Genomic DNA, 13,260 nt, shown 5'->3' on the forward strand with positions numbered 1-13,260 from the left:
TTATATTCCTCCTATATGTTCAGATATATTTTTATAAACTTCTTCATCTATATTTTCTATTATTTTAACTACTAAACTTATGGTATTTTTAATATCTTTTGTATGAACAATTGAATAAGGTCCATGACATAATCTTAGCGGAATTCCTATAACCATAGATGGTATTCCTTCCTCTTGAAGATGTGCATTACCAGCATCTGTTCCTCCACCGCTGAACATATCACTTTGATATTCTATGTTATTTTCCTTACATAACCTTTTCACTAACCCTAATAAGTTTTTATTAGGAATCATTGCCTTATCATAATGAACAAGCATAGGTCCATGTCCTATTTTTCTGTTATTTCTATGATCTCTTACTAAATCTGGAGCATTAGCTACATCAATTGCAAAAACAATATTAGGTTTAATCTTTTCAGTAGCTGTTTTTCCACCTCTCATTCCTACTTCTTCACTACTTGTTCCAACAATATAAACATCACAATCATGGTGTGTATTTTCTATAGCCTTAAGAACCTCTGCTAAAACATAACAACCTGCTCTGTCATCCATGGCTTTTCCCATAATAAGTTCCTCAGAATTTAAATTCTCACAACTCGAGTGAAAACAAACCATATCCCCTATATCTACACCTAAATTTTCAACCTCTTCTTTACTGTAACATCCTATGTCTATGTAGGACTCCTTAACTTTTCCTGTTTTATCATCTATACTTGAATTTAATATTCCAATAATCTTATTTCCATCAGCAGTAGTAATTCTGACCTTTTGCAATCTCTTTGCCTCATCTTTTACTCCCCCAATAGGGATTACATAAATCATTCCAATATCTGAAATGCTTCTTACCATAAAGCCTACTTCATCCATATGAGCACAAAACATTACCTTTGGTCCATTTCCTTTTTTACGAAAAATTACACTTCCTAAACCATCAAAGCTTATTTCATCACTATAAGCTTTAAGCTCCCTTATTAAAATACCTCTTACTTCCTTCTCATTTGATGCAATTGAATCCCTATTGCTGAGTTCCTTTAATAAATCTACTGTCATTTCTCCTCTCCTATCTCCATGTATTTAGAACAGCCATAAACTGCTCATAAGATTTTGCAGTACATAACTCATCTACTAATTCATCTTTATTCATAATTTCATATAACTTCTTAGTAACATCCTTTAGAAGCTCATATCCATCTTTCGTTAAAGATATCATAAATATAATTCGGACTTCTTTTCCTTCATATATACAAGGCTCTTTTAATATTGCAACAGATATTAAGTTTTTCTTGGCACACATTTGAATTGGATGAGGAAGTGCTACTCCGTTTAGATAAATAGTGCTTAAATAGTCTTCTCTCTGCATAACATATTGGCTATAGTTTTCTCCCCCATAACCGCTGTTTTCAATTTTTTGGGACATATCTTCTAGAATTTTTCTATACTCTATAAACCCTTCTATTACTTCAAAATAATCTTTTTTATAAAGAGAGGTGTAATATAAGTCCTTATTTTCTTCTAAAGAAAACCTGTCATATTGATCAAAGCTAAGTACCTGCTTAATCCTCAGTATGTCCATATCATCTAAAAGTTCTTTTATATAAATAACAGGTGCTTTAAAATTAAGTTCTAAATCTAAGTCCTTTATTGTAAATATAAGGTCTGGCATAAACTTCTCTATCTCTTCTATATCTAAGAAAGAAAAAGCTTTTATTTCTGCATTATCAAACAAAGTTTCAAGCTTGAGCTTAATTATATAAGCACTTCCTCCTCCACTAGAGCAAACCACTGCAATTCTGCTAAACCTATTCATCTTAGAATTAGTTTCTTTCTCCATATGGAAAGCAAAGTAGGTCGCTAAAAATCCCATCTCATCTCTAGTAGTTTCTACATGATAATTCTCTGACAGCATTTCACAGAACTTAATTGCGATATTAAAAGTCATTGGATACTTAATACAAATTTCATCTATAAGAGAATTTTTGTAGGACTTCTTCCTATTAAGCCTCTGAATCAATAAAGACACATGGGTTAATAACATCTGTTTAAAATTTTCATCACTTTTAAAATCCTTATGATATTCTTTATCAATCTTTTCTAAAAAATCATCAATATCCTTTTCTAAATTATTAGTGGACACAGGCTTTTCAAATTCTCTAATTCTTACATTGCTTTTAATTAACTCCATAAACTCTAAAGCTTCTTCATGTTTAAATCCAACTTTATAAATCTCTGATATCTTATTTATAAATGAACTGCATATTTTAAAATAAACATCATCATCTTCTTTTAAGGTTATAATTGAGGTTTTTAATTTTATGTTTATATATATGGTAATCATAAGCCAAGCTGTTATATGCCTTAATTCATTGTAATTAATATTTAAATTACTATTCTTTAGTTCAGTTATTAGTTTATTTTCAATCTTTCTATAGGTCTCATCCTCTATAATTTTTCCAAGCTCATCTATAACCAGCTTATTTTCATCAAAAATAAATTTTATAATTATATTTTTCTTTTGCTTTATACTTCCATCTATATAAATTCCATAGTGTGACTTTTTTACAAGCTTAAGAGCATAATCCTCAGCCAATTTCTCTACTTCTTTAATATCCTTCTTAACTAAGGATTTACTTACCTCAAACACTTCAGCTATTTTGTCCATAGTTGTAAATCCAATTTCCATGGACAAATATGCTAATATACTATTGATTCTATCTTTAACTTCTAAGGCTTCATCATAATCTATTGATTTCATAAAATCATCAAGCTTATTTTCATCTAATATCTCTAATAAATATCCTATACCTCTTTTTTGCTGAAATTTAAAACCCTTCTTTGATGAAATATGTATGAGATAAGCAATATCATTTTGGATGGTTCTTTTTGAAACCTTATACTTTTTAGTGAAATAATCAACTGACAGAAATTCTATACTTTCTTGAAAGTCCTTCATTATATGATATATTCTCACTCTCATACCCCTCCTTTAGAAATCGATTTCTTTCATTGATTTTATTATAGATTCTCATGTTAATACTGAACAGATTAACATTTGCACAATTAAAGTGTAAGTTGTATCTTAATGTATTCATAATTTTCATTATTACCCTAATCCCCTTTAAGCATTTTATGTGTTTACATTACTTTATTATATATTAAGAAACCTCTCATCTTAATAATTCAAAGATGAGAGGTTATATTATTTTATTAATTATTTAATTTAAATCTATATTCTCTAAATTTTACTATTTCTTTTAATACGCTTTAGATTATATATATTAGATGCACCTGTAGTTATCCCTGCTATGCAAGCACCTAATCCATAAACAGTTCCTGTGGCTACTCCTATAATTCCAACCCCTATTAAAACACCGCCTATTCCAAGACCTACAACAGATCCTGCTTTAGCTATTTTCTTGTTTGGAAAAGTTCCATTACCAGCTTTTTTAGAAATTTCATAGTATTTTTTAGTATGTTCCTTTACATCAAATTTTTTCAAAACACAACCTCCTATTCAAAGATATCATCAATTAAATTATCAATCATAAACGCAAATACTATTTTGCCATCACACAACATATTATCCTTTTGAGAGACTGTAGATAACATTGCAAACAAAAGAGAAATAGCTAAATCTTCTTCAACTTTTAAAGAAAGAAATGGTTTGTTAATCATAAATTTAGCGCCAATATGGCTTCTATCTGCCATCTCACTTCTCTGCTCAGCATTAAGTTTATTATAAAAACTTAAAAAATCAGGATTATTTACATCATACATGAAACTACTTTGACTATATTCAAGATATATTTCCTTTAATGCATCAGCAACTCCATATTTATTTTTCTTTTGAGAAATTTTTTCTTCTACAGTAGCATAGAGTTTTTCTAATGTATTTTTTAACACCTCATAAAATAATGCTTCTTTACTATCAAAAAAACTATAAAATGATCCCTTTGAAATACCAATGTTTTGACAAAGAATATCTACACTAGTTTTCTTATATCCATACTTTTGCCAATTCATTTTGCACTCTTCTATTAGCTTTTCATTAATAATCTTCTTTTCATCTCCAGTAAATCCTTTTGGCATAATAAATTGCCTCCTTATAATATATGACTAAATATTTTTATATAGTCATATATTATCCTTTTAATAGCGTATTGTCAATAGATAAAAAAAATAGCCTGTAGATCTCATTTGAGAAATACAAGCTATAATAACCTTTTATTGAATTATATTTTAGTAATCTTTATACTTATCATTTTTTTCTTTTTCTATCTTCTTTTCCTGAATTCTAGATACTATAGCCCAAATGAGCATTCCTATAGATCCAAGTATAACTCCAGCCCATAATAAGATAAACAAAGCTCCTATAAAAAAGGCAATATCCATATATTCACCCCTATTTTATGACTACAGCTGTTCCATAAGCCACCATCTCAGCGGCACCTTGTACAATTGAAGAAGATGCTAATCTCATTCCTATAATAGCATTAGCTCCCATAGCTTCAGCTTCATCAACCATTCTACCAACAGCTATTTGCCTAGCTTCATCCAACATTTCAGTGTAACCTTTCATTTCTCCACCAACTAAATTTTTAAAGCCAGCCCCGATATCTTTACCTATGTTTTTACATCTTACTGTACTTCCTTTTACATATCCCTTTATCTCTTCTATCTCTTTTCCTGGAACATTTTCTATTGTTAGTATTAACATTCTTTTACCTCCTAGCACTTATATTATTCGTTATATAGTATTCCATCTTTTCTTTAATATCTATATATAAATTAATACGCAACTGGAGCAAGAAGTATTCTTCCTGAGCCTCTATATACATTAACTAAACCTTCACCAGAAACAGCTGAACCTATTAAACTCTTACCTGATTTTTCAACTCTAAGCTCTAAGGTATCTGACCAAGCTACTGCATAGTTACCATCAATTTTAACTTCATCTTTCTCAACTATAAGCTCTACTAGCTCATCTCTTGGAACAGGACTTTCTAAAACTGCAACGCCTTTTCCTTTAAGACATAAATTAAACAGACCTTCCTTTGCTAATAAAGCTGATGATATATTAGTTCTAGCTACTACTTTTTGTTGAACAGTAGATTCACAAGCTAAAAATAATCCATCATCTAAAACCATGCCTCCCCAGTCTTCTACATTTTCTAAAAGAATATGTTTATAAGTTGGCTCTAACATCAATAATCCATTTCCTTGATACTTAGGCTTAATTGCTGATTCTTTTGTAACTTTAGAAGATAAAGCTTTTCCAAACAAATCACCAAGTCCTTTTACATCAGCACCCATAGTAACATTTCCAGCTGTCCATTGCATTGCCCCTGCACTTATAACATAAGCATTACCTTTAAGTTCAATAAGAACTTGTCTCCTTCTTATATTCATTTGTGATGCATAATAAGAGTTAATAGCAGTTTGAAAATTTACACTTAAGTCCTTTCTATATTCAAGAACTTTTATGTCTCCCTTAGACTCTACAATTTCAATATTATCGTTTTCATAAAGATTTTTGTAAGTTACCATATTCTCATTTCTCCTTTATTTCCCATCATATCAATTATATAGCTTGATTAAGGTTTTTACTACTAAATTTCTCACATTAACATAAACTTGACATATGCTTAATATCTAATCTATATTTAGTACATAGATAGACAAATTTCTTCACATACTAACAATTATGTGAGAAGTCTAAATTTTTACTTTTTGAGGTGTTGTTTATGGAAAATGTTTTTGATTATGAAGATATACAGCTGATACCAAATAAATGTATAGTTAACAGTCGTTCAGAATGTGACACCACTGTAACTCTTGGTGGACATACCTTTAAACTTCCTGTAGTTCCAGCAAATATGCAAACTATTATAGATGAAAAGATAGCTACTTATCTAGCTGAAAATGGCTATTTCTATATTATGCATCGTTTTAATCCTGAAAAAAGAGTTGATTTTATTAAGGAAATGCAAGGTCGTAATTTAATTGCGTCTATAAGTGTTGGAGTTAAAAGTGAGGAGTATAAATTTATTGAGAAATTAGCAGATGAAAAACTTTGTCCCGAATTTATAACAATTGATATAGCTCATGGTCATTCAAATGCAGTAATAGATATGATCAAACACATCAAAGCTCTTTTACCTAAAAGCTTTGTTATTGCAGGAAATGTAGGAACTCCAGAAGCAGTGAGAGAACTTGAAAATGCTGGAGCTGATGCAACTAAGGTTGGAATAGGTCCGGGTAAAGTATGTATAACTAAAATAAAAACAGGTTTTGGTACTGGTGGGTGGCAATTAGCTGCACTTCGTTGGTGTTCAAAAGCTGCAAGCAAGCCAATTATAGCTGATGGCGGTATTCGTACTCATGGTGATATAGCTAAATCAATTAGATTTGGAGCATCTATGGTTATGATAGGCTCATTATTTGCAGGTCATGAAGAATCACCTGGAGTAACTATGGAGAGAGACGGAAAGTTATATAAAGAGTACTTTGGTTCAGCTTCTGAATTCCAAAAAGGTGAAAAGAAAAATGTTGAAGGTAAAAAGATGTTTGTTGAATATAAAGGTTCATTAAAAGATACCCTAGTAGAAATGCAACAAGATCTTCAATCTTCTATATCTTATGCAGGTGGAAATAAACTAGATGCTATAAGAAATGTTGATTATGTTGTGGTTAAGAACTCTATTTTTAATGGGGATAGGGTTTATTAGGATAGTTTTTATAATTAAAGAGATTACATGTTAGAAGTAATTTTTGCTCCAACTATGATGATTATCGTAGTTGGAGCATTTTTTTGTAAACAACTTCTCTTATACTTGTTAATTACTCTACTTGTATAATGTTTTTATATATTCTATCTATTTAATTGCTAAATATATGAAAATCACTATTATCACTAATAACATTACTGTCATACCTATAACTTTTTTCTTTTCTTCGTTATTAGAATCTTTATATTTATCTAATATTGAAATTATAAATACGCTAATAAGTCCTATAGCAGCTATAGAAATTAACATAACCCTGTACTTTAGTAAACTTAGTATACAATTGTAACTTAAGAGGTACATTAGAATAGCAATACTAGACATTAGGCATAAAATATTTACATACACCAAATTTTTAGAAGCATTTTTATTAATTAATTTAATAACCTCCATTATTAGTGCTACTATTATTCCAATAACTACAGCTACTTGTAAATTTTTAGTGAAGTAATTACTAGCAAGAAAACTGATTCCTGCTAATAGCATTGGATGAGCTATATATTTATTATTCTTCATTTTATCCCTTCTTAGTTCCATCATTTGTGTCTGCAACAACTACTAAAATATAATTTATTTTATAAAATCATCAATTCTTACATCTATTGAAACTTTCTCATTTCCATCTACTTTATCTAACACCATTTTAATTAATTTTTTATAGTCTTTTAACCCAGCATTAATAGTTATCTCTTTTCCTCCAAAAGTTCCATATCCTATCCTAGCAGCTTTAAAAACACCCTTAGGATTTAATACGTATATTCTTATTACTTCATCCCACGGTATTTCTTTTCTTTTTCTCCTTAGTGGATTAACATATATAATTTTATGTTCTTCTACTTTAAAATACTCAAAAATAACAAATAAATAGAAGATTAAACAAACAATAAATGAAATTGCCCCAAACATTATATATTCTAACCTTTGCATTTTATACGGTAGATATAAAAATATTAAACCTATTAATATTATACTTGGGATGAATCTTTTTTTATTTTTAAATATCATTTAATCACCTATTCCCATCCAAACTTTTTATAAACACTGACGTTCCAACTATTAAACTTTCTACTACTAAATCAGGATTTGTTGTTATTATATATATATCATTTATTACTGTTATTTGTTTCCTCAAAATTATAATATTTATTTACCCTTTAGTATTGCAGCTATAATTATAACTATTACACATAATATCATAAACGATAACAGTGCAATCATTAAAACACCATTTCTTCGACTAGATACTTTTATATAATGAATTGCACTAATAATTATCATAAGACTAATTATGACAACAATTAAAGCAATAACATTTCCTTGCAAATATAGGAATTGAGGATACTTATGTATAATAAGATCATTCATAAAAAGAGTTACACATAGCATTAACGCTAGTATACTTATTTTTAATGAAACCTTATTATAATTATTTTTTTTGCCTTCTATAATATATACTATTGTTCCTATAAATACTGCAACTAAAAATAAAACTCTAAATTCAGTTCGAATATTATTTAAACAAAAATATCCAAAGAGTCCACCAATAATTGATAATATCAACATGAGTGATTTTTTATTTTTCATTTCATATCCCCTTTTATAGCATTAGAAAACTTAATAGTAATAGTAATAATATCTATTTTCGTTTTACTTCATAAACTATTCTATAAATAATAATAAAAAGTATAAGCGCAAAGTAGCTTGCTAATGATACTATTAAAAGAATCAAACCGTACTTGTCTATTAAAATTGGATATCCTCTAAATATTATCATAGTTACAGACATTGTTACCCCCGCTACTACTACTAATATTGTGACAATTGCATTATATCTTATACCAAATCCCTTTTTTCCATCCTTATATGTTCCGAATATTACAAGAGAACATGCTATTGCAAAAATTAATACTATTGCTTGAACAGAAATATTTTCTATTCCTATGCTTCTTATAACAATTTGTGTAATAAATAATACAAGCAATGTTATGATACTATATCCTATACTATTTTTTTGCATTTTATCATCCCTTTTGAGTATTATACGCTAATTAGTTACTTTTTCCTTCTATAATAGTACTCTAAAATTATCTACGGAATATATATAGCTATATATCTTTCTATATAACTATATATAGTTTTTATGGGGCTTCAGGGCACTTTTGGGGTTGAAATTTTGATATTAAGTTCTACTCGAAAACAATATGTTGCCTTTTATGCATACAGTTTATTTATTCTGCATACTTACACATATCATCTTTTCCTAAAACTAATATTGCTTTTACTTTACCATCCTCGTCCACAAATTCTACTTCATAAGCCTCATGTGGCTTAGTATAAACTTCCACAATAGCTCCTAGTTCTCCTTTTAATATACCTTCATTTAAATAATTTTTCAAAACCATTACAGTGTCATTTAGATCAAATTTCATTCTCCACCTCTATTTTTAAATATTGCAAATAAATTAGATTTATACTTAGGAATTTTGACAAGCAAATCGATTCTACCCACAGCTCATTTACCATTACACCCCAAATATTTTGTTCAAAATACCCTAACCAACTATACTATTTATTTATATCAAACTTGTTTATATCTTCAATAATATTAATTTCCAAAAAACAATAATTTTATCATATTTATCATCTCAATTGTGGCTTCCTAAACCCTAACCAAAGTTACATATAATGTCTTAAATAAAGTTTTAAAAGCCTCTTATTTGCTAACCTCTTGAATTTGCCATTCCATTAATTCATTATATATAATCAATGAAACTTTAACAGGGTCAACATAGCCATACTTTCCCTGTAATATTTCGATTTTTTTTAATTTATAATCATGAAAATTATCTTCTTTACTATATATATCAAGAAATTTTTTGCTAAATCTATGCTTTATTTTTTCAAATGATTCCGAATATTCTTCTATGTTTTTTCTCCATTGCTTTTCAGCTAATTCTCTTCTTTCCTTAATTCCACTATTAATCTCATCCCATAATTCATCAGTAAAATACCTCATTAATTCAAATCCCCCTATTTTTTAGGTTTAAAATTACTTTTGTATGAAGCATAAGCAAGTGCAACAAAATTTAAACCTACAAAAAATATTATAATTATTGATAGGAATAACGGTTTATGTGTACTTGCAACTTCTGGATATTGATTATCTATTTGAACAAATATAATAATACTTCCTAATAATAAGGTTGTCATAATTATCAGCCCATATAGATACGGCATCTCCTTTTTACTTCCTTTATAGTTTTTAACAATTATAAAACTTATTATCATGCATAATACCATTATTCCAGCAATAACTGGTAATGGGACACCTTCTATTCCTATTGTCCTAATAGCAAATAATGCTATTGATATTATAACAACTGCCAAAGCATTTTTATTTTTCATAATTTCTCCTTTATTTTTTTATATATTTTAATATCTAATTATTACTTTACATTATGTACATAAGCTATGAATCTATCTTCTTTAAATTTAAAGTTTGAATCTAAATAAGGCACTAAATTTACTTTATTAAGTATGATCCTTATCCTATAACTACTATAGTGCAAAGTATTTCTAAAATTACACAATATACACGATATTATTAACAAATTATGAACAAGATTTATATTTCTATAATTCATGCGAACTATAGAAATATAATATATAGTACTCCTAGCAAAACTGAAAGGATAAAAATAATTATTAATAATGATTTCATAACACTCAGCCAAGCGACTCTATTATTTTCTTCTACAGTTGAATATGAATAAAGTGTAAGTGATATAACCATTATTATGGCAAAAAATCCACTTCCAATATGAGCCCAACTACTATCATAAATAGCCACATATCCGTCGTAAAATTCTTTTTTAATAGTTCCACCTAGAGAGTAAATTGAACATATTAATATTGATAAAACTGATATAAATTCCAGTCTTGAAGATTTATTTTTCACTACTTTTATCAACTTAATCAAAAAATAAATACTAAATATTACATATATACTTCCTTTAAAAACAAATGATGTTTTTCCTAAAAAACTTGCAACTGCCGCTACCAATAATCCTTGGTTTAAATAATCATTATTTTTAATCTTATTCACTTATATCACCTTCCATCTTATTAATTAATCAAATTTTTCAATGGATTAAGAAATACATCATTAAGAATCATTGATGGGTAGATCCTCCAACTCCCCTTACAAGTGTATTTAATGCTACCTGCACTGCGCCAGATTATTGCTATGTAATTGTGAATGAAGCTTATTTTGATAATATCAGATTTATGTGTAAACTACTTTTTTTATGTTGATTAGCTACTTTAATTAGTATTATTATTTTTTATATGAAAAAAAGAGCTGTATACTAACAGCTTCAAAACTTAATATTCATTACTACCTTTAGGTTAAAACATAACTTTTATTAAATCTATTATCACTATTATAGAATTTTTTACGGAAATACTATATATAGCAATCCTATTAATCAATAAAGTTTTATACTATTTTACATTTTCACATAATCATCGTATCATCTCTGTATAAGACTAGAAAATAAGAATAATAACAAAAATTCCGACAACTGTTCTTAAAACTAAAAAGCTGCTAAAAGCTTCCGCATAGTTACTATAGCATACTTCCGTAGATATAATATTTTATTAAACCCTTTTTTATATTGGAATACTATACCACTATTTATTAAATAATAATAGTGTACTTAAACTTTATCGCTCAATGAAATAATTCCTTTATTTTTTATTGATAGACTCATGAAAGTAGGTCTCCCTTCGGATTTTGATCCTATCAAATTTTTGATATAAAGTTTCTGTGGAATATATATAGCTATATATTTTGCTATATATCTATATAACTATATATAGTGTTTATGCGGCTTCAGGGCACTTTTTGGGTTAAGATTTTAATATTAATTGCCTTTTATGCATATAGTTTATTTATTCTGTGAACTTACATAAATCATCTTGAAGTAAAACTTATATTTCTTTTGCTTCACAATCTCCACTTAAATTGTCAACTCAGATCTGATAACAAAAAAATATATTTTACAGCTATCCTAATTGGAACAACAGTAAAATATATTTCTTATATAAATTTTATTTATTTCTATTTTCCATATATTTTTCTACATCATTTAAATCAAGTTCCCCCTTGTGGACTTTATTAACTACCTCATTCTCTGCTGTATACCAAAGTATTTTTCCTGTTTCTACTTCCATTTTTAATATAGCTCCTCTTGGAGTAACAGTCTTTACTTCAACACCATCCTTATGTGATATTGTAACTTTATCTTGTAATATATACTCTGATTTTCCATCATAAGCTTTAATATTTTTTTCAAGTCCTTTTATGAATCCTTTAATAGACTCTTCTGAGGCATACGTTACATAATGTATTAAAGGACGTTCTCCATTGATATTTACATATGATTCTACTAGCTCTTCTTGATTTTCTATATTTGTTATCTGACTATTAGAAGTTTCATCATTAGTAACCGCTAATACTTTATTTGTATTTAATGTAAATAAGGTTCCTCCAATAACAGTTAGCGTTACTACTCCTGCCACTATTCCCTTTTTCTTAGATCTTAAATTTAACATATTCTCTACCCTCCTTTTTGTTATATTTACTTTTTTATTAGTTAACTGTGATGACATTATAGAAAGCTTTAACGTATTTTTATATCTAGCAGATTTCACTAAAAGCATTGAATATTCTTTAATATCTTCTGTTTTAGAGTCATGAATAACTTTCTCATCACAGGATAACTCACATTGTTCGTTAAAGAATTTTCTAAACAAATATATTAATGGATTGAACCAATAAATTGCTGTTCCTAATATCATAAGAAGTTTTGTAATATTATCTTTTCTTTTAAAATGAATTAGCTCATGTCTAAATATTAAGCTTAATTCTTTATTTGAAAAGTCTTGCTTAGGTAATATTATGGTAGCCCTAAATAGTCCTATTAAAGCTGGCGATGAAAGTCCATTTACTACTTCAACCTTTATATCTTTAGTTATACTTAAAGCTTTTCTTTCCTCATTTAAAATTCCCTCAATTCTCTTGTCTGTTACACTTGCCATATTGTTTTTAATTTTAGAATAAAATTTTCCTTGAAAATAAGTATAGTATAATAAAACCGCTACTAATCCTATAATCCAAACCCACATTCCAATATAAGTGTAATCAATTGTATTTATATTTTTTACAGGAGCTTCAGTAAGATTATATATAACTTCATGATAAGCAGTGTAACTTTTTTTGGTAAAATCAGCTATATTAACTTTAAGCTTAATGTTTATTAGTAAAAGCATCCTTGTAATAACTATAAGAGACAAAAGGTAATTGAATTTATGGCTATATTTAGATAAAAACTTATCTTTTGTAACTATTATTCCAGCAATTAATATACTTACTAACAAGCTTGTTCTTAAAACTTCTAAAAAAACCTCTCTCATA

At 27.9% G+C, this 13,260-nt stretch carries 18 protein-coding genes; 1 reads left to right on the top strand and 17 read right to left on the bottom strand.

The window, feature by feature from the left end; translation table 11 throughout:
- The 7 genes from ypdE to BUA92_RS05090 form a co-directional block, all read right to left on the bottom strand.
- The gene (ypdE, locus tag BUA92_RS05065) at nt 1–1,050 is read right to left on the bottom strand and encodes an aminopeptidase (RefSeq protein WP_073017387.1); all 1,050 of its coding nucleotides are present in this window, start codon (nt 1,048–1,050) and stop codon (nt 1–3) included.
- Between the two features lie 10 nt (nt 1,051–1,060).
- Nucleotides 1,061–2,968, bottom strand: a complete 1,908-nt coding sequence (locus BUA92_RS05070; RefSeq protein WP_073017389.1) for a BglG family transcription antiterminator — start codon at nt 2,966–2,968, stop codon at nt 1,061–1,063.
- 264 nt (nt 2,969–3,232) lie between these two features.
- Nucleotides 3,233–3,496 carry a hypothetical protein gene (locus BUA92_RS05075; RefSeq protein ID WP_073017391.1) on the bottom strand — a complete coding sequence of 88 codons (264 nt, stop codon included), beginning with the start codon at nt 3,494–3,496 and terminating at the stop codon, nt 3,233–3,235.
- An 11-nt stretch (nt 3,497–3,507) separates the two neighbouring features.
- Nucleotides 3,508–4,086 carry a TetR/AcrR family transcriptional regulator gene (locus tag BUA92_RS05080; RefSeq protein ID WP_073017393.1) on the bottom strand — a complete coding sequence of 193 codons (579 nt, stop codon included), beginning with the start codon at nt 4,084–4,086 and terminating at the stop codon, nt 3,508–3,510.
- A gap of 150 nt (nt 4,087–4,236) precedes the next feature.
- Entirely contained in the window at nt 4,237–4,389 is a 153-nt protein-coding gene (locus tag BUA92_RS23200) for a hypothetical protein (protein WP_175550858.1), read from the bottom strand.
- Between the two features lie 10 nt (nt 4,390–4,399).
- Nucleotides 4,400–4,714 (bottom strand): heavy metal-binding domain-containing protein, encoded by a 315-nt coding sequence (locus BUA92_RS05085; protein ID WP_073017396.1) that lies wholly within the window; start codon nt 4,712–4,714, stop codon nt 4,400–4,402.
- Nucleotides 4,715–4,785: 71 nt separating this feature from the next.
- The gene (locus tag BUA92_RS05090; RefSeq protein WP_073017397.1) at nt 4,786–5,544 is read right to left on the bottom strand and encodes an AIM24 family protein; all 759 of its coding nucleotides are present in this window, start codon (nt 5,542–5,544) and stop codon (nt 4,786–4,788) included.
- Between the two features lie 197 nt (nt 5,545–5,741).
- On the opposite strand from BUA92_RS05090, the gene guaC reads away from it, so the two are divergent.
- The gene (gene guaC, locus BUA92_RS05095; protein ID WP_073017400.1) at nt 5,742–6,725 is read left to right on the top strand and encodes a GMP reductase; all 984 of its coding nucleotides are present in this window, start codon (nt 5,742–5,744) and stop codon (nt 6,723–6,725) included.
- 147 nt (nt 6,726–6,872) lie between these two features.
- Here guaC and BUA92_RS05100 read toward each other — a convergent pair whose 3' ends face one another.
- From BUA92_RS05100 to BUA92_RS05140, 10 genes are all read right to left on the bottom strand, one after another.
- Complete coding sequence (locus tag BUA92_RS05100) at nt 6,873–7,298, bottom strand: hypothetical protein (RefSeq protein WP_073017402.1); 426 nt, start codon at nt 7,296–7,298, stop codon at nt 6,873–6,875.
- A 54-nt stretch (nt 7,299–7,352) separates the two neighbouring features.
- Complete coding sequence (locus tag BUA92_RS05105; RefSeq protein ID WP_175550859.1) at nt 7,353–7,709, bottom strand: hypothetical protein; 357 nt, start codon at nt 7,707–7,709, stop codon at nt 7,353–7,355.
- A gap of 82 nt (nt 7,710–7,791) precedes the next feature.
- Nucleotides 7,792–7,914 carry a hypothetical protein gene (locus BUA92_RS23710; RefSeq protein ID WP_278335122.1) on the bottom strand — a complete coding sequence of 41 codons (123 nt, stop codon included), beginning with the start codon at nt 7,912–7,914 and terminating at the stop codon, nt 7,792–7,794.
- An 11-nt stretch (nt 7,915–7,925) separates the two neighbouring features.
- On the bottom strand, nt 7,926–8,366 hold the full coding sequence (locus BUA92_RS05110) for a hypothetical protein (RefSeq protein WP_073017406.1): 441 nt from the start codon (nt 8,364–8,366) through the stop codon (nt 7,926–7,928).
- Nucleotides 8,367–8,418: 52 nt separating this feature from the next.
- Entirely contained in the window at nt 8,419–8,799 is a 381-nt protein-coding gene (locus BUA92_RS05115) for a hypothetical protein (protein ID WP_073017408.1), read from the bottom strand.
- A gap of 211 nt (nt 8,800–9,010) precedes the next feature.
- Nucleotides 9,011–9,211 carry a DUF4926 domain-containing protein gene (locus tag BUA92_RS05120; RefSeq protein WP_073017411.1) on the bottom strand — a complete coding sequence of 67 codons (201 nt, stop codon included), beginning with the start codon at nt 9,209–9,211 and terminating at the stop codon, nt 9,011–9,013.
- Nucleotides 9,212–9,495: 284 nt separating this feature from the next.
- Nucleotides 9,496–9,798, bottom strand: a complete 303-nt coding sequence (locus BUA92_RS05125) for a hypothetical protein (RefSeq protein ID WP_073017413.1) — start codon at nt 9,796–9,798, stop codon at nt 9,496–9,498.
- A 14-nt stretch (nt 9,799–9,812) separates the two neighbouring features.
- Nucleotides 9,813–10,187 (bottom strand): hypothetical protein, encoded by a 375-nt coding sequence (locus BUA92_RS05130; protein ID WP_073017415.1) that lies wholly within the window; start codon nt 10,185–10,187, stop codon nt 9,813–9,815.
- A 244-nt stretch (nt 10,188–10,431) separates the two neighbouring features.
- Entirely contained in the window at nt 10,432–10,887 is a 456-nt protein-coding gene (locus BUA92_RS05135) for a hypothetical protein (RefSeq protein ID WP_073017417.1), read from the bottom strand.
- A 1,007-nt stretch (nt 10,888–11,894) separates the two neighbouring features.
- Nucleotides 11,895–13,259, bottom strand: a complete 1,365-nt coding sequence (locus BUA92_RS05140; RefSeq protein WP_073017420.1) for a M56 family metallopeptidase — start codon at nt 13,257–13,259, stop codon at nt 11,895–11,897.
- Nucleotide 13,260: the final 1 nt, after the last annotated feature.

The sequence above is a fragment of the Clostridium intestinale DSM 6191 genome, from assembly GCF_900130055.1.
GTDB classification, from domain to species: Bacteria; Bacillota; Clostridia; order Clostridiales; family Clostridiaceae; genus Clostridium_T; species Clostridium_T intestinale.

Coding starts and splice junctions, on each gene's coding strand:
- ypdE (WP_073017387.1), bottom strand. CDS start 1,050: ATGACAGTAGATTTATTAAAGGAACTCAGCAATAGGGATTCAATTGCA.
- BUA92_RS05080 (WP_073017393.1), bottom strand. CDS start 4,086: ATGCCAAAAGGATTTACTGGAGATGAAAAGAAGATTATTAATGAAAAG.
- BUA92_RS23200 (WP_175550858.1), bottom strand. CDS start 4,389: ATGGATATTGCCTTTTTTATAGGAGCTTTGTTTATCTTATTATGGGCT.
- BUA92_RS05085 (WP_073017396.1), bottom strand. CDS start 4,714: ATGTTAATACTAACAATAGAAAATGTTCCAGGAAAAGAGATAGAAGAG.
- BUA92_RS05090 (WP_073017397.1), bottom strand. CDS start 5,544: ATGGTAACTTACAAAAATCTTTATGAAAACGATAATATTGAAATTGTA.
- guaC (WP_073017400.1), top strand. CDS start 5,742: ATGGAAAATGTTTTTGATTATGAAGATATACAGCTGATACCAAATAAA.
- BUA92_RS05100 (WP_073017402.1), bottom strand. CDS start 7,298: ATGAAGAATAATAAATATATAGCTCATCCAATGCTATTAGCAGGAATC.
- BUA92_RS05105 (WP_175550859.1), bottom strand. CDS start 7,709: ATGCAAAGGTTAGAATATATAATGTTTGGGGCAATTTCATTTATTGTT.
- BUA92_RS05110 (WP_073017406.1), bottom strand. CDS start 8,366: ATGAAAAATAAAAAATCACTCATGTTGATATTATCAATTATTGGTGGA.
- BUA92_RS05115 (WP_073017408.1), bottom strand. CDS start 8,799: ATGCAAAAAAATAGTATAGGATATAGTATCATAACATTGCTTGTATTA.
- BUA92_RS05120 (WP_073017411.1), bottom strand. CDS start 9,211: ATGAAATTTGATCTAAATGACACTGTAATGGTTTTGAAAAATTATTTA.
- BUA92_RS05125 (WP_073017413.1), bottom strand. CDS start 9,798: ATGAGGTATTTTACTGATGAATTATGGGATGAGATTAATAGTGGAATT.
- BUA92_RS05130 (WP_073017415.1), bottom strand. CDS start 10,187: ATGAAAAATAAAAATGCTTTGGCAGTTGTTATAATATCAATAGCATTA.
- BUA92_RS05140 (WP_073017420.1), bottom strand. CDS start 13,259: ATGAGAGAGGTTTTTTTAGAAGTTTTAAGAACAAGCTTGTTAGTAAGT.